The following is a 17302-nucleotide window of genomic DNA, read 5'->3' on the forward strand; positions in this document are numbered from 1 at the left end:
AGTTACCATCACTCTGAGCTATGTTCCTAGATCGAATCGAGCATCACGCTCAGTGACTCACGCTTGATGGGCTCTGCTCTGCCCGCTCCACGCCTGCTGTTGCACGACCAGCACGCGAGACGTACTTGCTCCCTTGGTGGCACCCCTGCCCCGCCCATGGCTATGGGGATGAGGTGGTCCACTGTTCTGCTCTTGGGGTGGCGTGGTGGCAATGTCTGGTCTACGTATGTGCAGCACTTCCAGCAGTGGGTCTCTTCGGCGTAGACCTGTTCGCGCAGGCGTCTCCACGCGCGCGTGCCTCTCGGGTCTCCAGCCTTGTTGCGCTCGTCTCTCACGCGCGGCTGTGTGTACCCGATGGGGCTGAGGATGTGTTGCGCCATCTCCCACGAGCCTGGCCACATGGGGCAGCCGTCGTGATGGTCGAACTTGGCGTACCAGGTTTCGATGCTCGCGTGTGAGGTGCGCACGTCTTGGCGTCTTCGGTGGCCTGCTTGGTAGTGGCAGACGTCTTTGCTCGGTATCACGAGGAAGGCGTGTGTCGCGCCCATGTCGGTGACCGCTCGCGCTCTCGCGCTTGAGGTGGCGCCTGATCGGATGGCGACGGCTTGCGCATCTGGTTCAAACCTGAGCCGTTTGAGTGCCTGGCGGAATACCGTCTCGCCCGCGCTCCACTGTGGATCGTCACGGTCGAACACGGTCAGCGGCAGCGAGCGGGCGATGGTGGTCTTGCCCGCGCCCGATGGCCCGAACAGTGCGACGACCAGACGAGTCCCCACGGCTCACCCCGGCCCCGCAATGACGAAAGCCCGCACTAAGGCGGGCTGGTCGTTTGGTCCGGACAGTTCACGACCCTGACGATAGGGTGCGCTATAAGGATCTCCGTGTCAAATACGCCGCCTGCGGTGTGGCGCACGTGACTTGATGTCTCTTAGTGCTGACACGGCGAGCTCCACATCGAACAGCTGCCGTCCTGTCGCCGGGTCGGTTCGCGCGGGTGTGCAGTGCTTGCGGATGGTGGCCGGCGAGCGCAGTCCTAACGCGACGCTGAGGGCTTCGCAGTCCATCAGTTCGCGGTCGCCGTCGTAGCGGACGATCATAGAGCGCCTGCAATGCCCGCCCAGATGGCCGCGTTCGTAATCGCGTCGAGGTCGGGCTCACCGCCGCCATGGCGTTCGGGGCCAGCCTCAGCGGCAAGCCGGTCGCCTTCGTTGCGCCAGGCATCCCACTTGGCATCCAGTTCGCGATCTTTATCGTTCGTGGGCTCGCTCACGTCAAGGTATGCCTTGCTGCTTGGGTCGTCTGGGTGTGTGCAGGTGATGCAGATGAGGGTGTTCTCGTCGTAGTTGCAGTCGCCGCATCGCTTGCAGCTGAGTGCACCACGCTCGACATAGAACGCGGCTTCGCCTTCAAGGGTGCTCACGGCTCTACTCCGAACATCTCCGCGAGGGCCAGGATTGTCGGGCATGGCCAAACGATGAACAGGTTGTCGTAGTCGTCCTGCTCGGCGCACGAACCGCACCATTCGGCGTCAGGTTGATGCCGCGCCAGGATCTTCCGCGCTCCCTCGACTTGCCGCAGCACTCGTGTCGGGTCGTGGCGCATAACGTGATCGAGCATGCGCTGCTCGGCTCCGATGGGCCACTCGCCGTTCAGGTCGATGACCCAGTGTCCACTGAAGTTGATTCGTTCTGCGATCCGCTCGTCTTCGTCCAGAGCGGCATTCAGGCGATCGATGAGGTCAGTCACAGGTCGAACCCTTCGCTCATCGCGTGCGGGTGGGCGCGCCCGAAGACCTTGTCGGAGCACGACGGGTGAACCGGGACGTTCTTGCTGAACAAGCCCACTCCCTCGACCTCACCAGTGAGGTGGACCAGCTCCGTGCTGCCGGGTTCGCCGCAAACGCAGCACTTGTCGTCGCTGGCCAGGATCTCCGCCTTGGCCGCTTCCATCTTCTCGCGCATGTTCACGCTGCTCTCCCGTTCATGGTCCGGCCGGACATTTGGGCTCATCAACGATCCGGTCGTGGTAGGCCAGCATCGCGTAGCGGTCTGGCACGGGCATCGTGTTCAGCAGCGCCGCTAGCTCATCGCAGATCTGCCGTGTGTTGCGGCCGAGACCCTCAACGACTGCGGGCGCGAGCGGGTCCAGCTCAGCGATTGGCTCGCCTTGGTGGTAGAGGGCGTCAAGCTCCGCGTCAGTGAAGCAGTCGTAGTACGGCACGATCGTTTCGTGGTCGATGTTCCAGTCGTCCAAGACGGCATGCAGCGGCCCGCCAACCGAGTGGATCGCGTACAGCTCTTTGGTCAGCGCGAGCGCACGAGCGATGTCTGGTGTCCAGTTCAACGGTGATCCCGCGTTGTCCCAGCATTTGTTGCACATCAGGCAGCCCTTCCGTTCATGGTCCGGCCTAGTTTCGTCCATTGTGTGCTGTCCCAGCTGTGTGTTTCGTCAGCGTCGCAGGCGACCTCCGATGGCAGCAGGCTCGCCTCACGCCGCAGGAGCGCCCGTAGCGTCCCGGAACAGGCTTGCCCACCCTGAGACCCGGGACAGGGGCCGATCGCGATCACACGGGTGCCTGAGGCCTGCCGTAGCGTCCGTCCTTTCGCGACCAAGGCGTGCAGTTCCCCCGCACACTCCCCCGCTGCCGGATGCGCGGCGAGCCACTGGGCGTGTGAGGCGATGTAACGCCCGAGCTTTGGCGTGTAGTCGGCGGGCAACGTGATGCCACGCTCTTCTGCGATCAGCTGGCACCACGACACGAGCGTGTGGCGGATGGTGGCCCGGTGCTCAATGACGAGCGGGTTGAGGTTGAGCCCCGGCTGTGCTTGGCGTACCCGCACACCATCGGCCGCACCGGGCAGGCCCGCGAGCACGAGGGCGAGTTCGGCATACAGCTGTGGGGCTTCTGCTGCGTCGCGGGCGATGTGGTCGACGTCGCGCCAGCACAGCATCAGCCCGTCACCGGCCATGGCGGGCAGGCAGCCGCGGCACGGCTTTCCGGGTTCGGCTTTGCACGCGGGCCCGTGCCGTCCGGGTGGGCGGCAGTGTGGTGCGGCACAGAGGACAGGGGTCACCGGCTCACGCCCCGCCCGGCCTTCGTGCACGCGGGACAGATCTGTATGTGGACGCCACAGCGCATCGGTTCCGGGACGGAATCGGGTTTGCCGTAGTTGCGCAAGCCCTCATGGCCACCGTAGGGACGGTCGCACAGCACGCATGGCATCCAGTAGTAGCGGTGCTTGAGCGCGTACAAGCGGTGTGCTGCGCGGAGCCGGTAAGGCACCAGCATGGCGAACCACGGCTTCCACCACGGGCCTGACTCAAGTGCCGGCCAGTCCCACTTCGGGTGCGCGGTGGCCCTCCAGAGCCGAACCCACCATGGGGCACGGCGGAGGACGAGCGTGATTCTGTGAATAGTCATCAGTCACCGTCCGGCACGAAGGTGATCACGTCTCGGCGGAAGTACAGCGTTCCCTTGCCGCGTTTGTGCTCGAACAGCTCCTCGATCTCGGGCAGGGACATGCCACGGTCAAGCCTGATGATCTTTGTGCCGCATCCGCGACGGCACAGGTACTCGCTGTAGAGCCCAACGGTCCGGAAGGTGGTTACTTCGTCGAGTTCGCCGTGGCCTTCGCGAGCGCAGATGTCCTGAAGGAGTGCGAGGCGCTGTGTGTGGTCAATGCTCATGGCTGGATCACTCTTCCGTCTTCGATGAGGCAGGCGAACGCGGTCGGGCCGAGCTGTGCGATGTTGCCGCCCTGGCGATGGCACCAGTTGTGCGGGTCGGTGATGAGCGAGTGCAGCCACAGGAGCCCGATGCTGATGGCGGCAATGAAGGCGCATACGAGCGCACGGCGGAAGCTCATCGCAGCACCTGGCCCCACGACTCGCGCCAAGCCGTGACCCACCAATGCCATGCGCGGCGGATCCAGTGGTGGTCCTGGTGGTGCGCCTGCCGCTGCTCGCGGGTACGTCCGGCCAGGTTGGCCCCGCAGATGTCGCACGGCTTCGGGTAGCGCTCGCTAAGCCGGATGAACTCGCGGCGCACGGGCTCCATGGCCGCCTGCAGTGCTTTGCCGAAGTCGGCAAGGATGCGCTCGGCGTCGGCCTGGATCTGTGCCCGGTCTTGCGGGTTGATGCGGGGCACGATCAGTGGCGGTGTGTCGTCGCCTACCCGGACGATCCGGCCGGGTGTCACGGGGCCGCCAGTGGCGAAGGTGGGCTTGTCGTCGCTCACGTCTGCTCCTGTCCGATGTGGTCGTAGTCCCCAGCCTTGATCGCGTCGCGGAACGTGGTGAACGCCTCGACGGTGTCGACAGCCACGCCAAGCCAAGGGCTGCCAACGCCACCGCGGATGTGCACAGAGCCGCCAACGGTGTCCACGGTGAAGCAGGCGCTCGATTCGCACCGTGTCGGCTGGGTCACGACTGGCCTCCGTCCACTGTGGCCTCAGCCGGTTCGCGGATCAGCACGATCGCGACGATCTCGCTGACCTCGATCGTGTGGAGCTTGCGTTGCCAGCAGTCAACCGAGGTCCATTCCAGGCCGGTCAGCTCATTGGTGAGCCGGTTGCGGGTGGTGGTGAGGTCTTCGACTTCGGCTTCAATTTGGGCGCCTGAACGAAGTGTGATTTGGGCTTTCACGGGGTCTGCTCGCTTTCGGGTAGTGGCTGCCATTCGCCGTGGAACGTCTGTCTGGTGACGATGTGAGAGCCCCAGCCGTTATCGCGATAGACCCGGGCGATTACTTTCGCTTCCTCCAAGTCGCGCGGTTCGCTGTCAACCTCGTGAGGGCGTCCCCATTGGATGCCGTATTCGGTGGTCCACTGGCCTTTAGGGAAGGTCACCGCTGACCTGCCTTCGCGTTGATGGCGCGCACGAACGCGGCGAGCGGAGACTTCTGGAAAACCGCCACCTCGTCAGCCTTCGCAGTCCGCCAGAACAAGTTCATGCCGTCGAGCAGATCCGCGAGAAGCAGGGCGCTAGGTGGGTCGAGTAGGGCGATGTGCGTTGCGTCCGCTGCCTCATAGATCGTTTCGGCGACGGTGCCGTCATGGCCATGGATGATGTGGCTCCCCGGTGTTTCCTGGTGCCACGGGCCGGGCATGGCTTTGCCAGCCACGTCACGGAGGTGCTGTGCCGCCTGCTTGATCTCGTCAGCTGGCCTCATGGCGTCTCCTTGGGGTTGGTGTCGTGCCGGTCGCCCTCGTCGTCGTCGAAGTCGCAACCGGTCGGCACGCCGTTGCTCATGCCGCACGTGGTGTGCTGCGCCCAATAGGTCTCGAACCAGTCCCAGTCGAGGCCACAGGTTTCGTCGTTCCAGTACGCCCAGCCGCCGACGTGATGATCGGTGAGCATGATCTGTGCTTCGAACTCGTTGCGGCGCGACGGCTCTTGTGAGATCCAGTGCAGGGCGGCGCATGGCCCGCAGTTGATGACGCAACAGGCGCCCATGGGGTCGTTGTCGCCGTTGAGTGCCCATTCGGCTGGGTGCGGGAAGTGGCCGTTGATGACGCCCACCGCCATCCAGGCGAATGCTTTGTTCAGCGTGAGTTCGCCCATCAGTGATCTACCTCCGGAGTGGTGTTGTGCCGGTCAAGTCCCCCAACCGGAACAAGCAGCGTGATCACAGCGCGGCCGTCACGATCGCCCACAGGTCTGATGCGACCGCGCCAACGATCGACAGCAAGACCAGGCCGATACCGATGCCGCGATAGGCGGACATCACTCGCTTGGGCAGGCGCCCGGCAAGTGCGGCTTCGATGACGCGGCCGTTGTCCAATCCGAACAGGGGCAGCATGTTGAGCCATGCGACAGCGAACGAGATCAGCGCGACGAATGACGGAATGCCCGCTGCGGTGGCGGGCGCGATGTCGCCGAAGTCCGCGAAGCCCATACCGGTCTTGCCTTGAGTCCAAGACAGCACGAGCCCAGCCACAACGGAGGCGAGTGCAGGTATCGCGGCGAAGGGGATCACGTAGGCGGCGAGTTGGTGGCGACTGATCCAGACGCCGATGCCGAATCCAGCAGAGGCGAGCACGAGTGGCCAGTAGCCGTTGATGAGCCCGTGTGCGGCGACTGCGGCGAACCCGAGGAGCAGATTGGCCACGATGCCGGCGTTGAGGTACCAAGCACGCTGGCGGTAAGGCAGCTGGTCGAGGTATTCGGTGTCCTTTTTGGTGGCTGAGACGTATGCGCCGACGAGCCATGGGCTGAGGCTGAGTCGCCAGCCCCACCAGGTGTTGATGCGCAGGACGGGCGGGATGGGTAGCCCGATGCCTGCTTCTTCGATGTGGACGCCGAGTCTGCGCATGGCGAGCGCGTGCGCGGCCTCGTGGACTATCACGACGGTAAGCAGCGTCGCGACAATGATCAGAATGCTCATCAGTGGTCTCCTTCGCCTAGTCGGCGTTGTTCGGTGGCAGTCACATCGGCAGGAGTAGGGCAGTCTTCGCAGCCGCACTCCGGTTCGTCGGGGGTGATCCCGTGGCGCAGCAGGTAGTCGCGGCGCAACCAGACCTCGCAGTCGGTGATCACGTCTTGTCTCCCTTCTTGGCTGGCCGCGGTGCGTTCCACACCTGCCATGGGAAGTGGTTTGGTGGCCCGTACTCGAGGTGCTGGGGCCAGTTGCGTTCGTCGCGTGGCCCGCGCCAGGGCAGGACGTCGACGTGGCGGAAGTTGCCGCGCTCGTCTGGTTCGGCGAACGCGCCCGGTGCGAGGCCGTAGCCGAACTCGGGCCAGCGCAAAAGGAGGCTCGAGCCGGTTGGCCGCACGGACCGGGATTTGCCTGCCTCACCGTGCCCGGCGTGGGCTTCGGTGATCAGGGCGCAGTTGCTGACAGCGCGTGCGGCGTCGAGGACGGCGACGGTGCGGCGGGCGAACTGTTCGTCGTTCATGTTGCCGGCATGCAGGCGGTAGAACGGGCCGATGACGAGGATGTCGGGCCGGTGGGCGGTGACGCGCTCGAGGAGCCAGGCGGCGTCTTCGGGTGTGGTGAGGTCGAGTCCTTCGGGCCGGTGGATGAGTCGCATGTGGCCGGTGGGGACTTCGCTGTCCAGGTATTTGGTGACCATGGCGATGGGCCGCAGTTTGCGCCGGGATTGGACTTGGCTGTTTTCGCAGTCGATGAACAGGACGGTGCGGGCCGGGTAGCGGTTGCTGTAGCCGGTGTTGAACGGGTCGAGCCCGGCCGCCGCGGCGACGGCAAGCTGGCGGACGAGCATGGATTTTCCGAGCCCTTCGAAGCCGGTGAGGATGAGCCGGTCGCCGCGCTCGAGTAGGCCGGGGATGACCCAGTCGTGCGGTGCGTCGGCGGCGTCGAGGAACTGCCACAGGTCGGTGGCGAGTTCGGGTTTGGATGGTTGTTCGGATGTCCAGGTGATGAGCAGGTCGTCGAGGGTGTGCCCGGCGGTGAAGTGGTCGGTGGCGTCTTTGCCTGCCGCCGTTTCGGCGATGGTGATGGCCGCGGCGATTCCGGCGAGGGCGTCGCGGACTTGGCGTGCGTGTGCCTGTCCTGGTCTGTCGTTGTCGGCCCAGATGATGACGACCGCATCGCGGAGGAACTCGCTGTACTCGGGCAGCCATTTGCCCGCGCCGCCGGGGTTGCAGGTGGCGACGAGTCCTTGTGCCTCGAGGGTGTGGACGTCTTTCTCGCCCTCGACGATGTAGATCTCGCGGCATTCGGCGACGGCCTGGATCACCTTTGGCAGGCGGTAGATCACCTTGCGGATGTCGGACGTCTTCCAGATCCACTTGCCTGCTGCTGATGGGTCTGGCCGCCGCTGCCGGAAGTCTTTCTTGGCGGTGCGGCAGACCTGGAACAGCAGTTCGCCTTGCTCGTCGCGGTAGTCGTAGATGGCTACGGCTGGCCCAGCCGGTGTCCAGTCGTCGCTCGAGCGTTGTTCACGCGGCTTGCACAGGTCGGCCCAGGTGAGGCTGAGCGCGTCGAGAATGGACTTGGTGTCGCATCCTGCCTGGCATTTGAAGATGACTGGGTGTGAGGTGCCCGTGGATACGGACAGACTTGGTGCCCGGTCTTCGTGGGCGGGACAGCGTGCCATGAACCCGGCACCGGACTTCTTGACCCCTTCGAGTTTGGGGAGCACGAGCTCGCGGAGGACGTCCATCAGTTGTCCCACAGGGAGCGCCGGGCCGGTTGTTCAGGTTCGCCGTTCTCCCAGGGGCGCAGGTTGAACCAGGCTTCGCCGCCTTTGGTGAACTGTGGGTCTTTGCCGCGACGGTCGGCCGCGTAGGCGGTGGCGTGGGCGAGGATCTCTGCATGGGTGACGCCGCGTTTGATGGCTGCGTTGTAGGCGAGTTCGGTCTTGTGTCTCGAGTCGCCTCTTCGGCGCGGGAGGGCCGCCCAGATTTCAGCGAACCCCGCGTTATTGGAGTACGTAGTACTCCCTTCGGGTCGGGTCGGGTCTGGATTCGGAGTGCGATCGGACTTGCGATCGGTATCCGATCCCTTATCCGATCGGTCATCCGATGCTTGTTTCTCCTGGCAGAACTGGCATTCCGGGTTTTGCTTGCCCTTTTTCTTGTGCCAGCGAAGGTGATTTCCGAGCGCTCCACCGGAGGCTTTGCGATCGGCTATGCGATCGGCATCCGATGCCGTCGGATTTCGCTGGTCCCACTGGTGGAACCGGTACCCGCCCTTCGTCCGCTTCCACAGCCCGGCCGCCACTAACTCGCCCGCAAGCTCGCTCGCGCCGCGTGACATCTGGTTGACCGCCTGGTCGGAAACAAAGCCATCTTTTCGATGCTTGCCAGACCAGGAGCCCGCCAATGTCCATAGCCCGAGTGCCGCCAGGGACGCCTCTAGCGCTTTGGGGTGGGAGTGAAACGAGTCGTCTACCTTGAACCACATCAGGCGGCCCTCCGGTGCTGCCGCGGTGCCCGGTGGAACTCGAGATCCCCGTTTCGGAAGATGTCGCCCGGGTGGTTGAAGATTTGCTTGCCATCCATGTGGCAGAAGCGGCACTTCCAGGTGGCCGCGTAGTCCATGAACGCGAAGCGGTCGCAGTTGGCGCAGCGGATGACCACAATGTCTTGGGCGTAGGCAGTGCCCTCCCAGACGGCCATGCCGCCGCGTGATGGGCGCAGGATGACGACGAGTTGCTGTTCGAAGTCCCACTTGTGCGCGTCGGTGCGCTCGAGGAGTTTCTGGAACTCGATCGCCTTGCCAATGTTGTCGTCGCTGGGGCCTTTGACTTCCGCCCACACGCGCTGGTGTGGCAGGTGGAAGTCGGGCAGATATTTGATGCCGTCGTCCATGTTGAGGGCGAGTGGCTCGTATTCCCAGGCGATCTGGTAGTGGTCGAGCGTTGCGGCCCAGTCGGCTTCGAGGGTCGAGCGCATTTGCTCGCCCTTGTAGCGCATGGGGATCGCCTGGATTGTCACGCGTGCCTTGCCTTTCGTTGTCGTTGTTGTTGGCCCGCCCAGTCACCCAGGCGGGCCGGGGATGGGCCTAGACCTGCTGCTTGGCTTTCTCTTCGCGGTACCGCTGAGCCAGATCGAGAGCGACTGCCGGCCACATCGCCAGTCCGTGCCCGATATCGATCGCCAAATGGCAGGCCTCGTCGTGAAGGTGATCTGCGATGTGGCCGTCCTCGTTAAGGTCGTCCTCGGCGACGGACTCGATAGCGCTGTCGGCGAGGGCTACGGCATAGATCTCGATGGCCTGTCTTTCCTCGCGTGTTCGTTCGGTGGTCATGGTTCTCCTCGCTGTTGTTGTGTCTTGTCTGCCGCCCCCGAACAGCAAGGGGCTAGCCCCAGTAGCTCGCTAGAAGCCACTGCGGCTTGTCGGCGTCCGGTTTGATGCCAAGCACTTCAAGCGCCCAGGCGAGCCGCTCGTCGGCGTTGCCCGGCACGGCCAGATCGGCTGGTTCGGGATAGCCGCGAGAAGCTGACTGCGACTTGGCGGCGAGGATGAACATGGGGTATTCGCCGGAGCAGTGGCTGACGATTTCGACACCGAGCGCCTTCTTGGCTTCGTCCTCGCGGGCGTGGTATCCGTCCCCGGTGCGGGTTTCCCAGGTCTCGGTGAAGCCGTTAGCGGCGAGGAGGCGTGCCGTCGCGGCTTCCCCGAAGTCGTGCCAGCCGCTGTCCTCGTCTTCTGAGTCCTCCATGAGCCAGGCCGGTACGTCGTCATCGTGTAAGCCCCGGAAGTTCATGCCTTCGCCCGGCGTCTTGATGTCGTAGCCGTAGGCGAGGATTCCGTCAGTGCTGGTGCCCATTGGTGGTGCCTTCCTCTGGTGTGGACGGTTAGCTGGCCTGGTGTGGCATGGATTTCTGGCACCAGGCGCAGAAGTCGTGCTCGGGATTGCAGCACTGGTCGGCGATGGCTTCGTGGCCGCAGATCAGGCACGCGATCCGTGCGGCGGTGTCGCGGAGCCAGCCGGGCAGCCAGTCGGGTGTGCCGTCCCAAAGCCAGTGCATGAATCGTTTGCGGCTCACGGGTGGCCTCCTTGGGTATCTGGCTTCCCGGCAACAGACCCACGGGCAATCTCGGCGGCCCATTCCGCATGACCGCGAGCAGATAGCGCATCGGCGGGAAGGGTCGACGCGGCTCTGAGGATCTGCTGGGCGATCCGTTCGCGTTCGGCGGCGAGCAGGACCGGCGCGGCGGCGCGGTGGTAGGCCATGAGGATGCGGTCGTCGAGCACAGGAATGCCGAGCCGCTCGGCTTCAGCTCGAGCGGCGAGGATGGCGGACATCATCGTGTCGATAGCGCCGGATGCGTCAGCCATTGCTCCCCGCCTCCGCCTGTGCTGGCGCGGCAGGCTTTTGCCGCCGTTCGCGGCCCGGACAGCCGATCTGGTCGCAGTCCGTGACGCAGCAGAGGTCGCTGCCGTCGCCGGGGTACTCCTCGATGTCGTGCAGGCTCCACGAGTGGCCACAGCCGCAAAGGAATGCCGTTCCCATCACTGCGCCTCCGCCTGTGCTGACACCGAAGAGGCGCGGCGAACGCACGCAGAACAGCGATCTCTGCCGTCCACGCGATCCCATCCGCACCGCTTTGCGCGACGCCGGACATCGCCGGGCGTCTTGTCTGTGGTGACTTCGAACGGGAACATACTGAGGCACTCGTCGCCGTCGCAGAACAGGTCGTGAATGGTCGTGATGCTCATGACGGCATCACCGCCGCCTCGTCTGTCTGCTCCGGACCGTCCGCCGTGGACTCGGCCACAGTGAGGATGCCTGCATCCATCAGCGCCTTGACGCTCGCCGACGCGACGCACGCCCGGTCCTCCGGGTCAGAGCCGTCAACCGTGCCGGGACATTCGAGGTACTTGTAAAGCCCGTACAGCACCATGAACGCCGGATGCTGCTCCCAGACGGTCGGCTCGTCGTCGCCGGTGACAGCGTGGGCGACAGCCTCAGACACCACAGCCTGAGACGGCTGCTCCCAGCTTGCTCCCACTTTCTCCCAGTCCTGGGAGTTCGCGGTCGCATCGGGCTCGATGCCGTTGACGACACGCATGATCCGGCCAGCTTCAGACCTTGCCGCCTCAACTGCTGTCGTGGCGGTGATTAGCCGGTGGACCGCGTCGTAAAGCTTGTCGCGCTGCTGCTCGATCAGGTCGCGTTCAGCGCGGAGCCGGTTCCAGTCGTCTTTGCTGACGACATGCCGGGTCAGCCGCTCGTTCTCGTCGAGCAGCTTGGCCACAGCGAGCGCGACGGTATGAGCGCCAACGTCACCACCCTCTTCGCGGTGGCGTGAGCGGACACGCATTGCGATGTCGCGGAGATCCGCCGCTTCTTGTTCAGTCAAGCTCATCAGTTGTCCTTGTCTGGTTGGTGTTGAGTCCACAACGGACGGATCACGCGGGCACCGCCAAACGCGCGAGCAGCTGCCTGCCTATGTGCTCGGTGAAAGCTGGCGGGATCGCCTGGCACAGTTCGTTGCCGTCCATCCAGTCGATGCCCATCGCCTCGGGCCCGCAGTACGTGCCGACGTCGCCGGTGATGGAGATGTGCCAGCCCTCGGCCCACCGCTCACGTCGCTGCCTGGTGGCGGTGCGGGTGGTGTGCGGCAGGTGCGGTGGCGCGGTCAGGTTCAGGTGTGACTCGAAGCGGCGGTGCCGGTAGGTGCGCAGCCCGAACGTGTTCGCGCACAGGACGATCGAGTTCTCCTTGACCAGAGGTGCGGTCATGACGTTCTCGATGACCCACGGGATACCGCGGTTGAACAGGGCCTGGCGGACCGGTTCGATCAGCTCCGGGTAGGTCTTGTCCGGGTGCAGGGCGCCAAGGGGCGTCCAGGCCTGGCATGGCGGGCTGGCGTGGATGGCGTCGAACTGGCCAAGGAAGTCCCAGTCACGCAGCACGTCCATCGCGTTGGCCTGAATGAACCTGTGCGGGTTGCGGGGCATCGGGTTGATGTCCACGCCGGTCACGTCGAACCCGGCACGGGCGTAACCCTCACCGGCACCACCGGCACCGGCGAACAGGTCCAGGAGTTTGGGCTTACTCACGCCGCACTCTCCAAAGCGGACCGCCCGGCAGGCGTGAGCTCCACATGCGAGCCGACAACCCGGGCCCAGCCGCAGCGAATGAACTGCACGACCGACTTCGTGATCGTCGTGGACTGCTTCGACTTGTCGCTGTGCCACCGCCACGCGTTCGTGTACTGGCCCTGCCCGGCCTTGACTTCACCGTCGGCGATGGCTTGCAGGATCGACCGGCGGTAGGTCGTCACCTTCGGTGCCTCAGTGAGACGCTCAGGCCCCCGGTAGACGCCGAGGGCGGCGCCGTCGAACGGTGACTTCGCCTTGGCGCGCTTGCGGAGATGGGCTGGCAGAGACATCACACACCCGCCGCTTCGTCGTCTCGGCCCTGCCCGTAGCCCGCCACGTACACCGACGACAGCTCAACGGGCAGAATCCGTGACGCCGCGAGAACGTCCACGGCCTCACGCACCGACCGAACCCAACCCCTGAATCGGCAGCTGAAAACGACGCCATCCATCTCGGCATCGCCTTCCGGCTCAATGTCCACGCAGAACGTGACCCAGCCGTTGATGTGGGAATCGAGCTGCCAGCAGTAAAGGTCGTAGAGCCGGTCTTCGCTGTAGCGGTTCTGCGGCTTGTCGCGCCGCCAGCCGTTCTCCCGGGACCAGGCGAACACCTTGCGCAGCAGTCGCCGGTCCTGATCAGACAAGCTCATCCGTAGCACCCCCCAACACAGTCAGCGCTCCAGCAGAAGCTGCAAAAGTCGCTGTCGCGATCGTCCGGATCGGACTTGCCGAGGTCGTCATCGCACGGGCCCATGCCGATACAGCCCGCACAGCAGCAATGACCAGTCGCCTCAATATCGTTGAGCGGCTCAGCCTCAAGCAGGGCCATCACCTCAGCCCGGAACAGCCGCGTATGACCGCCCGGCGTCTTCACCGAGCCGATACGGCCATTGCGTGCCCAGCGGGACACCGTTCGGTGGTCCACTTTGAACAGACGGCCAACCTCGGTCGGAGTCATTAACTCGGGCGGGGTGGTCATCGCCTACCTACCTGATCGATCTCGCGCCACGCCTCGTTGTGCGGGTGGCACAGGCGCAGAGTTCCGGCACTGGACTTGCGGGAGTGGCGGGCCGAAAGTGGCGGCTCACCAACACCTTTCGCCTCGTGCAGGACGTTGACGCACTCGTCGCAGGCGACCCGCTTGACGGGCGCGTACTTGGCATAGGTGCCCCGGAAAGCACGGTGGCGCTCCAGCGAGCGCGACAGCTTCGGCTTGCCGGGCGCCTCGGGCTTGGGGAACAGCGGAACGTTGCTCATCAGTCCTCCCAGGAGTCGATCTCGATGCCCGCGACGCCGCGCGGGAAGACAACAGCGACGACCGAGCCCGCGCTGTTGCGCTCGACAATTACGCCCTCGCCGATCTCGTCCCGCTCCACGGGACAGCCAGGAACGCCGGTCTTAATGCGCAGGCATGCGTCACCGTCGGCGGGAAGGTTGAAGTCGACGATGGGTCCGAGGTGCGTAGCTCCGGGTGTCACGCCACACCGCCTTTGTTGTCGAGTAGGACATGGCCGTAAAGGCTGTGCGCCATCAACGTTTGCGCCGGGTCGTGTTCGCGGGAGACGATCCAGCCCGCCTCCATCGCCTTCGCTGGAGCGCCGTGGATGTTCGCGTGGCACCCGGCAGTCCCATGCCCACACACGGAGATCAGATTGGACAGACGGTTGTCACCGCCCTGCGACCGCAACTTGCGGTGATGCACCGAATAGTCGAACCCGCGGGTGCCGAGCAGTCCGCAGGCGCAGACGACGCACTGATAGCCGTCACGCTCCAGCACCGCGCTGACTGTGGCCGCATCCGGGTCGGTGTCCCGCGCCCGCTTCGCCGCGGGCTTACGGGACAGCAACGTCGAGGACGGGAATGCCACACCAGTAGCGGCCAAAGCTGCACGGCGCTTGGCAGACATCGCCGCCATAGGTGAACGCCTCATCGCTCACCTGCCACAGCGAACGGCAGCAGCGGATCGGCGTTCTCACGAAGAGCCTCAGCTGACGGCCGGTACGCCGGAAGGCGCACCTCAATGCCCCGGTAGTGGGCCTGCGTGATGCAGTTCCACGTGCCCGAGTTCTTGTACGGCGTGGCGATCCCAGGCTGCGGATAGCCGATCAGAAGATCGGCAGGTTTGCCGGCGGTGGTGTCCCATTCGGACTGGCCTTCAAGCATCTGCCGGTTGCGGTGCGGCCCTGCGGCCTTGCCGAGGTTGGTCCAGTCGGCGGCGTAGACGACCAGTGCGATGCCGTCCACGCCGTAGAGCCAGTCGCGGATGATGAGGTCGGCGCCGGTCGGGCAGTCGCCCACCCGGACGGTTACCGGAACCTCGCGGGTGCCTCGCAGGGCTTCGCGGGCAAGCCATCCGTCAATGTCGGCGCGGATGAACGGGGCGTCGTCCCATGCCCGCCAGCCAGTGAAAGCGACGATCATTCGGTCACCGCCGAAGCTTTCGCCTTGCCGCGGGTGACCTCAGCCAGCCGCTTACGCAGCGCCTTGATGAGCGTGTTCGCCTCCGCCTCCGCGAGGTCCGCTGTGGACTCCAGCCCCGAGATGCGCAGGATCTTCATCGCGATCGCCATGCGGGTGTCGTATTGGCTGTCGTCGGCGTAGCCGAGGTCTTTCCACAGCTGCGCGATCGTCTTCTGCTGCTCGTCGGTGATCGGGGTAGGTGTGAGCCCGGCACCGATCACGTCAGCCAGGTCGCCGTCCTCGCCCGCGCGGGGGTCGAACTTGGCGCCCCACAAGTCCAGGCCGACACCGAACCGCATAGCGGCGTTGCGGATCGCGTCACCGATGGCCTCTTTGATGGCGTCAGCGCCACGCTTACCGCCCGCATCGCCGTAGCCGAGCCGGGACACCCCTGCGACGGTGAGGCGGATCCACATGCCTCCCAGGCCGTCGACGAAGGGCTGGCCGTTGGCGTCGAACGACACCGGCTCCCACTGCCACTCGGGGTCGACCTGTAGCAGGCGGTCGGTGACCTCTGCGTGGCCCACGTAGTCCAAGTGCAGGTGCGCAGAGGTCATCTTGTTGCCGCACTTGCCGCAGACCTCAATCCTGTGGCGGTCGTCCTTGCATGCCCGGTCGCGGCAAGGCTTGCACCAGATGCGCGGCAGCTTGCCGATCTCGCTGTCCAAGAACGGCGCCCGCAACTGCGCGGCGACCGCCAGATTCATTTCGGTTGCCATCGCACGACTCCTGGCGGGGTGTCGTACAGCGGGCCGTGGTCCTGGAGCAGCAGCTCCCACTCCAGCTCGGCCGAATCGGTTACACCGTCAGCGGTCCAGATGCCCGTCTCCGGGTCGGCTGTCCACGGCTGGTCGGTTTCGTCCCACACCCGCGTGGTGCCGTAGGGCGGGTAGTCGAAGTTCCATTCGAGGTCGCCGCCGCCTTCGCGGTAGCGGGTAGCGCGGAAGCAGCCGGTCACAGGTACTCCCCCTTGGGCGTGGCAGTGACCTCGTCGTCGTCTTCGGTGTCGTCCTCGAACCCGAGGCCAAACGACGGACCGATCGCCTCACGCATCTGACTTGCCGAGGCGTCAGCCGGCAGCTCGTGTTCGAAGGTGCGCCACTGTGCGAACGGCGGCCGGATGCGGAACTTGGCCCTGCGCTTGGCGGCGTGGGCGTCTACGCGCTTCTCGCCACGATGACGCCGGTACGCCTTGCGGATCTCATCGACGCAGACGGCGATGACGAACGACATCGGCACCAGGATCACTGCGGCCACAGCGAAGTCGAGCGCGGTCACGGCGCCACCTCACCGTCGAGCACCACCGGAACGACCTCCACGCCAGGGAAGTTCATCGCGAACTCGGCCAGGGGGTCCACGCTTGTGTGGTCCTCGCGGCTAAGCGGCGAGACCTCACGCTCGGTGCCGTAGACCGCAGCGAGCGTGGCCAGGAATGCGGCACACTCCGCCCAGCTACTCAGCTCCGGAACGGTGACGTCAGCCAGATCGGGGTGCTGGCGCAGCAGCTCAGGCTTGGCCTCATTGGCGACACGGGTCAGCTGGTGTATCCACACCGGTTCACCTGCCATGAACTCGATCAGCTCATGCAGGTCGTCGAATGGGCACAGCATGATGTCCGTGGTGACGGTAAGCACCGCGCCGAGGGAGAACGTTTTGGTCACTTCGCCACCTCGTCTTCCTTGACGTTGCGGTCAAACACGAACGCCAAAATGTCCGGCGCGAAGATGTAGAGCGCGAGTCCGGCGGCGAACAGGCCAAAGCCAGGCCACGCCCAATCGCGGATGAAGTCAGCCATCAGAAGCTCCTTGTCACGCGGTAAGAAAGAGTCGGGTCGGCCAGAGCGCGCAGGCGTGCGGCGACATCAGCCGGAGTGGGAAACGCTGGGCGCTGCTTGAGCGGCCACGACCGCCGCGACGGATGAACCAGGCCGCGTGTGCGCGCTGGCAAGGGTGGGGCCAGCGTGGACGGCGGCAGGTTCAGCACCTCGCCCGGTTTCCAGTCAGGGGTTTGCTCGGCCGGTGCGAAGCGGGCGTCGATCCAGCGGGCCAGACGTGCCCACGCCGGGGGTTTGACCGTCTCGTGCAACGCGGTAGGCGTCATCAAAGCGTCAGCGCGAACCTGCGCGTACTCAGCCGTGGCGAGCATCTCGTCGGCCTGGTCCCGTACCGCTTGCGCGGTACGCAGTTTCCAGTCGGCGATCTCGATACGCCAGCCGACCGCCACCCACACCGCCAGGCCGCCAACGACGGCACCGGCGGCAAGGCAGGAAGCGACGGTCACCACGGGCTACCGCCCCAGATCGCCTGGATAGCGGCGTGCGCGT

The 17302-nt window shown here is 65.1% G+C and carries 41 protein-coding genes; all 41 read right to left on the minus strand.

The window, feature by feature from the left end; translation table 11 throughout:
* Window positions 1–26: 26 nt before the first annotated feature.
* Window positions 27–776, minus strand: a complete 750-nt coding sequence (locus A3E1_RS46575) for an HNH endonuclease (protein WP_020525848.1) — start codon at window positions 774–776, stop codon at window positions 27–29.
* A 108-nt stretch (window positions 777–884) separates the two neighbouring features.
* The gene (locus A3E1_RS0136835; protein WP_020525849.1) at window positions 885–1097 is read right to left on the minus strand and encodes a hypothetical protein; all 213 of its coding nucleotides are present in this window, start codon (window positions 1095–1097) and stop codon (window positions 885–887) included.
* Window positions 1094–1420, minus strand: a complete 327-nt coding sequence (locus A3E1_RS0136840) for a hypothetical protein (RefSeq protein ID WP_020525850.1) — start codon at window positions 1418–1420, stop codon at window positions 1094–1096. Before A3E1_RS0136840 ends, A3E1_RS0136835 begins: the two co-directional genes overlap by 4 nt.
* Entirely contained in the window at window positions 1417–1746 is a 330-nt protein-coding gene (locus A3E1_RS0136845) for a DUF6221 family protein (RefSeq protein ID WP_020525851.1), read from the minus strand. The genes A3E1_RS0136840 and A3E1_RS0136845 overlap by 4 nt, the downstream gene beginning before the upstream one ends.
* A complete protein-coding gene (locus A3E1_RS0136850) occupies window positions 1743–1961 on the minus strand; it encodes a hypothetical protein (protein ID WP_157631971.1) in 219 nt (72 codons plus the stop codon). The genes A3E1_RS0136845 and A3E1_RS0136850 overlap by 4 nt, the downstream gene beginning before the upstream one ends.
* A gap of 19 nt (window positions 1962–1980) precedes the next feature.
* On the minus strand, window positions 1981–2379 hold the full coding sequence (locus A3E1_RS0136855; RefSeq protein WP_020525853.1) for a hypothetical protein: 399 nt from the start codon (window positions 2377–2379) through the stop codon (window positions 1981–1983).
* A complete protein-coding gene (locus tag A3E1_RS0136860) occupies window positions 2379–3074 on the minus strand; it encodes a hypothetical protein (protein WP_157631972.1) in 696 nt (231 codons plus the stop codon). Before A3E1_RS0136860 ends, A3E1_RS0136855 begins: the two co-directional genes overlap by 1 nt.
* A complete protein-coding gene (locus A3E1_RS47600) occupies window positions 3071–3421 on the minus strand; it encodes a hypothetical protein (RefSeq protein ID WP_020525855.1) in 351 nt (116 codons plus the stop codon). The genes A3E1_RS0136860 and A3E1_RS47600 overlap by 4 nt, the downstream gene beginning before the upstream one ends.
* On the minus strand, window positions 3421–3687 hold the full coding sequence (locus A3E1_RS0136870; protein ID WP_020525856.1) for a hypothetical protein: 267 nt from the start codon (window positions 3685–3687) through the stop codon (window positions 3421–3423). The genes A3E1_RS47600 and A3E1_RS0136870 overlap by 1 nt, the downstream gene beginning before the upstream one ends.
* Entirely contained in the window at window positions 3684–3866 is a 183-nt protein-coding gene (locus tag A3E1_RS0136875; RefSeq protein WP_020525857.1) for a hypothetical protein, read from the minus strand. Before A3E1_RS0136875 ends, A3E1_RS0136870 begins: the two co-directional genes overlap by 4 nt.
* Window positions 3863–4237 carry a hypothetical protein gene (locus A3E1_RS0136880; protein WP_020525858.1) on the minus strand — a complete coding sequence of 125 codons (375 nt, stop codon included), beginning with the start codon at window positions 4235–4237 and terminating at the stop codon, window positions 3863–3865. The genes A3E1_RS0136875 and A3E1_RS0136880 overlap by 4 nt, the downstream gene beginning before the upstream one ends.
* On the minus strand, window positions 4234–4425 hold the full coding sequence (locus A3E1_RS0136885; protein ID WP_020525859.1) for a hypothetical protein: 192 nt from the start codon (window positions 4423–4425) through the stop codon (window positions 4234–4236). The genes A3E1_RS0136880 and A3E1_RS0136885 overlap by 4 nt, the downstream gene beginning before the upstream one ends.
* A complete protein-coding gene (locus A3E1_RS0136890) occupies window positions 4422–4643 on the minus strand; it encodes a hypothetical protein (protein WP_020525860.1) in 222 nt (73 codons plus the stop codon). The genes A3E1_RS0136885 and A3E1_RS0136890 overlap by 4 nt, the downstream gene beginning before the upstream one ends.
* Entirely contained in the window at window positions 4640–4846 is a 207-nt protein-coding gene (locus A3E1_RS0136895; protein WP_020525861.1) for a hypothetical protein, read from the minus strand. Before A3E1_RS0136895 ends, A3E1_RS0136890 begins: the two co-directional genes overlap by 4 nt.
* Window positions 4843–5169, minus strand: coding sequence for a hypothetical protein (locus tag A3E1_RS0136900; RefSeq protein ID WP_020525862.1), 327 nt, complete (start codon window positions 5167–5169; stop codon window positions 4843–4845). Before A3E1_RS0136900 ends, A3E1_RS0136895 begins: the two co-directional genes overlap by 4 nt.
* Complete coding sequence (locus tag A3E1_RS0136905) at window positions 5166–5561, minus strand: hypothetical protein (RefSeq protein WP_020525863.1); 396 nt, start codon at window positions 5559–5561, stop codon at window positions 5166–5168. The genes A3E1_RS0136900 and A3E1_RS0136905 overlap by 4 nt, the downstream gene beginning before the upstream one ends.
* A gap of 64 nt (window positions 5562–5625) precedes the next feature.
* Complete coding sequence (locus tag A3E1_RS0136910) at window positions 5626–6384, minus strand: M50 family metallopeptidase (RefSeq protein WP_020525864.1); 759 nt, start codon at window positions 6382–6384, stop codon at window positions 5626–5628.
* Window positions 6384–6536 carry a hypothetical protein gene (locus A3E1_RS47605; RefSeq protein WP_020525865.1) on the minus strand — a complete coding sequence of 51 codons (153 nt, stop codon included), beginning with the start codon at window positions 6534–6536 and terminating at the stop codon, window positions 6384–6386. The genes A3E1_RS0136910 and A3E1_RS47605 overlap by 1 nt, the downstream gene beginning before the upstream one ends.
* Window positions 6533–8125: an AAA family ATPase gene (locus A3E1_RS45490; protein ID WP_051105260.1), complete on the minus strand. Its 1593-nt coding sequence runs from the start codon at window positions 8123–8125 to the stop codon at window positions 6533–6535. Before A3E1_RS45490 ends, A3E1_RS47605 begins: the two co-directional genes overlap by 4 nt.
* On the minus strand, window positions 8125–8787 hold the full coding sequence (locus A3E1_RS45495) for a hypothetical protein (protein WP_157631973.1): 663 nt from the start codon (window positions 8785–8787) through the stop codon (window positions 8125–8127). Before A3E1_RS45495 ends, A3E1_RS45490 begins: the two co-directional genes overlap by 1 nt.
* Before the next feature lie 80 nt (window positions 8788–8867).
* Window positions 8868–9401 carry a PDDEXK family nuclease gene (locus A3E1_RS0136935; protein ID WP_157631974.1) on the minus strand — a complete coding sequence of 178 codons (534 nt, stop codon included), beginning with the start codon at window positions 9399–9401 and terminating at the stop codon, window positions 8868–8870.
* A gap of 67 nt (window positions 9402–9468) precedes the next feature.
* Complete coding sequence (locus A3E1_RS0136940; protein WP_020525868.1) at window positions 9469–9714, minus strand: hypothetical protein; 246 nt, start codon at window positions 9712–9714, stop codon at window positions 9469–9471.
* A 52-nt stretch (window positions 9715–9766) separates the two neighbouring features.
* Window positions 9767–10237 (minus strand): hypothetical protein, encoded by a 471-nt coding sequence (locus A3E1_RS44050; RefSeq protein ID WP_020525869.1) that lies wholly within the window; start codon window positions 10235–10237, stop codon window positions 9767–9769.
* Window positions 10238–10265: 28 nt separating this feature from the next.
* A complete protein-coding gene (locus tag A3E1_RS0136950; RefSeq protein WP_020525870.1) occupies window positions 10266–10457 on the minus strand; it encodes a hypothetical protein in 192 nt (63 codons plus the stop codon).
* The gene (locus A3E1_RS0136955; protein WP_020525871.1) at window positions 10454–10750 is read right to left on the minus strand and encodes an SPFH domain-containing protein; all 297 of its coding nucleotides are present in this window, start codon (window positions 10748–10750) and stop codon (window positions 10454–10456) included. The genes A3E1_RS0136950 and A3E1_RS0136955 overlap by 4 nt, the downstream gene beginning before the upstream one ends.
* Window positions 10743–10925 carry a hypothetical protein gene (locus tag A3E1_RS0136960; RefSeq protein ID WP_020525872.1) on the minus strand — a complete coding sequence of 61 codons (183 nt, stop codon included), beginning with the start codon at window positions 10923–10925 and terminating at the stop codon, window positions 10743–10745. Before A3E1_RS0136960 ends, A3E1_RS0136955 begins: the two co-directional genes overlap by 8 nt.
* 202 nt (window positions 10926–11127) lie before the next feature.
* The gene (locus A3E1_RS0136970; RefSeq protein ID WP_020525874.1) at window positions 11128–11781 is read right to left on the minus strand and encodes a hypothetical protein; all 654 of its coding nucleotides are present in this window, start codon (window positions 11779–11781) and stop codon (window positions 11128–11130) included.
* Window positions 11782–11824: 43 nt separating this feature from the next.
* Entirely contained in the window at window positions 11825–12478 is a 654-nt protein-coding gene (locus A3E1_RS0136975; protein ID WP_020525875.1) for a DNA cytosine methyltransferase, read from the minus strand.
* Window positions 12475–12810: a hypothetical protein gene (locus tag A3E1_RS0136980; protein ID WP_020525876.1), complete on the minus strand. Its 336-nt coding sequence runs from the start codon at window positions 12808–12810 to the stop codon at window positions 12475–12477. The genes A3E1_RS0136975 and A3E1_RS0136980 overlap by 4 nt, the downstream gene beginning before the upstream one ends.
* Complete coding sequence (locus A3E1_RS0136985) at window positions 12810–13169, minus strand: hypothetical protein (protein WP_020525877.1); 360 nt, start codon at window positions 13167–13169, stop codon at window positions 12810–12812. Before A3E1_RS0136985 ends, A3E1_RS0136980 begins: the two co-directional genes overlap by 1 nt.
* On the minus strand, window positions 13166–13498 hold the full coding sequence (locus A3E1_RS45500; RefSeq protein ID WP_020525878.1) for a helix-turn-helix domain-containing protein: 333 nt from the start codon (window positions 13496–13498) through the stop codon (window positions 13166–13168). The genes A3E1_RS0136985 and A3E1_RS45500 overlap by 4 nt, the downstream gene beginning before the upstream one ends.
* Entirely contained in the window at window positions 13495–13776 is a 282-nt protein-coding gene (locus A3E1_RS0136995; protein WP_020525879.1) for a hypothetical protein, read from the minus strand. The genes A3E1_RS45500 and A3E1_RS0136995 overlap by 4 nt, the downstream gene beginning before the upstream one ends.
* Window positions 13776–13997, minus strand: coding sequence for a hypothetical protein (locus A3E1_RS0137000; RefSeq protein WP_020525880.1), 222 nt, complete (start codon window positions 13995–13997; stop codon window positions 13776–13778). The genes A3E1_RS0136995 and A3E1_RS0137000 overlap by 1 nt, the downstream gene beginning before the upstream one ends.
* Window positions 13994–14449, minus strand: coding sequence for an HNH endonuclease (locus tag A3E1_RS44060; protein WP_157631975.1), 456 nt, complete (start codon window positions 14447–14449; stop codon window positions 13994–13996). Before A3E1_RS44060 ends, A3E1_RS0137000 begins: the two co-directional genes overlap by 4 nt.
* Window positions 14446–14940 carry a DUF2493 domain-containing protein gene (locus tag A3E1_RS45505; RefSeq protein ID WP_020525882.1) on the minus strand — a complete coding sequence of 165 codons (495 nt, stop codon included), beginning with the start codon at window positions 14938–14940 and terminating at the stop codon, window positions 14446–14448. The genes A3E1_RS44060 and A3E1_RS45505 overlap by 4 nt, the downstream gene beginning before the upstream one ends.
* On the minus strand, window positions 14937–15698 hold the full coding sequence (locus tag A3E1_RS0137015; RefSeq protein ID WP_245571550.1) for a hypothetical protein: 762 nt from the start codon (window positions 15696–15698) through the stop codon (window positions 14937–14939). The genes A3E1_RS45505 and A3E1_RS0137015 overlap by 4 nt, the downstream gene beginning before the upstream one ends.
* Entirely contained in the window at window positions 15683–15937 is a 255-nt protein-coding gene (locus tag A3E1_RS0137020; RefSeq protein ID WP_020525884.1) for a hypothetical protein, read from the minus strand. The genes A3E1_RS0137015 and A3E1_RS0137020 overlap by 16 nt, the downstream gene beginning before the upstream one ends.
* A complete protein-coding gene (locus A3E1_RS0137025; RefSeq protein WP_020525885.1) occupies window positions 15934–16257 on the minus strand; it encodes a hypothetical protein in 324 nt (107 codons plus the stop codon). Before A3E1_RS0137025 ends, A3E1_RS0137020 begins: the two co-directional genes overlap by 4 nt.
* A complete protein-coding gene (locus tag A3E1_RS0137030; RefSeq protein WP_020525886.1) occupies window positions 16254–16640 on the minus strand; it encodes a DUF7736 domain-containing protein in 387 nt (128 codons plus the stop codon). Before A3E1_RS0137030 ends, A3E1_RS0137025 begins: the two co-directional genes overlap by 4 nt.
* On the minus strand, window positions 16637–16774 hold the full coding sequence (locus tag A3E1_RS47610) for a hypothetical protein (protein WP_020525887.1): 138 nt from the start codon (window positions 16772–16774) through the stop codon (window positions 16637–16639). Before A3E1_RS47610 ends, A3E1_RS0137030 begins: the two co-directional genes overlap by 4 nt.
* Window positions 16774–17259 (minus strand): hypothetical protein, encoded by a 486-nt coding sequence (locus A3E1_RS0137040; protein WP_020525888.1) that lies wholly within the window; start codon window positions 17257–17259, stop codon window positions 16774–16776. The genes A3E1_RS47610 and A3E1_RS0137040 overlap by 1 nt, the downstream gene beginning before the upstream one ends.
* Window positions 17260–17302 lie beyond the last annotated feature (43 nt).

This window comes from Catelliglobosispora koreensis DSM 44566 (assembly GCF_000379685.1).
In the GTDB taxonomy this organism is placed as follows: domain Bacteria; phylum Actinomycetota; class Actinomycetes; order Mycobacteriales; family Micromonosporaceae; genus Catelliglobosispora; species Catelliglobosispora koreensis.